Source organism: Morganella sp. GD04133 (assembly GCF_029835375.1).
Taxonomy (GTDB): domain Bacteria; phylum Pseudomonadota; class Gammaproteobacteria; order Enterobacterales; family Enterobacteriaceae; genus Morganella; species Morganella morganii_B.
The window spans coordinates 1-1,140 of record NZ_JAODZS010000095.1 but is presented as its reverse complement, the minus strand read 5'-3'; the positions used below and the strand labels follow the sequence as shown (position 1 = coordinate 1,140).

Annotated in this window: 1 protein-coding gene; it reads left to right on the top strand. The window is 49.4% G+C overall.

Features of this window, described 5'->3' with window-relative positions; genetic code table 11:
• Positions 1–102: 102 nt before the first annotated feature.
• On the top strand, positions 103–1,140 hold a 1,038-nt coding region (locus N7387_RS21235), incomplete at its 3' end, for an IS481 family transposase (RefSeq protein WP_279800950.1).

Genomic DNA, 1,140 nt, shown 5'->3' with positions numbered 1-1,140 from the left:
TGTATTAGTCGCGACTTGATCTGACACTGGACCTTGAAAGGTTGAGAGTTACCAGTTTTGATATGGGTGTCGAATCCTTATACAAAACACGAGGTAACTCTCATGCTTCATACTAACAATCCCATCATCAAACACAAAGCCGGCCTGCTTAATCTGGCAGAGGAACTCGGTAACGTATCAAAAGCCTGTAAAATCATGGGGGTGTCACGTGACACGTTTTATCGTTATCAGGAACTGGCTGAAGAAGGCGGTATTGATGCGCTGATTAACCAAAGCCGCAGAGTGCCCAACCTGAAGAACCGCGCCGATGAGGCCACAGAACACGCGGTTGTTAATTATGCTGTCGAGTTCCCGGCTCATGGTCAGCACCGGACCAGCAATGAACTGCGTAAAAAAGGCGTCTTCATCTCCGGGAGTGGTGTGCGTTCCATCTGGCAACGGAACAACCTGGAGAACTTCCGTAAGCGCCTGAAGGCACTGGAGGAAAAAGTCGCCAGAGAAGGCATCGTGCTTACCGATGCTCAAATTGCTGCGCTGGAAAAAAAGGCGCTCGATGACGAAGCCTGCGGTGAAATCGAAACGGCACACCCGGGTTATCTGGGAGCACAGGACACTTTCTACGTTGGCAATCTGAAAGGTGTCGGCCGTATCTATCAACAGACGTTCGTGGATACGTACTCGAAAGTGGCGCACTGTAAGCTGTATACCAGTAAAACACCGATCACTGCAGCCGATCTGCTTAATGATCGCGTCCTGCCGTTTTATGAGGCTCAGGGGCTGCCAATGCTGAGAATACTAACCGACAGGGGTACAGAGTACTGCGGTAAAGTAGAGCAGCATGATTACCAGCTGTATCTGGCCATTAATGACATCGACCATACAAAAACGAAGGCGATGTCTCCACAGACGAACGGTATCTGCGAGCGCTTCCATAAAACCATTTTACAGGAATTTTATCAGGTTACGTTCCGCAAGAAACTATACGCAGACCTGGAAAGCCTGCAAATGGATCTGGACAACTGGTTGTGGCACTACAATAATGAGCGAACTCATCAGGGGAAAATGTGCTGCGGGCGTACGCCGATGGCCACGTTACTTGATGGAAAACGGGTCTGGGCAGAAAAGAATCTGAACCAGATT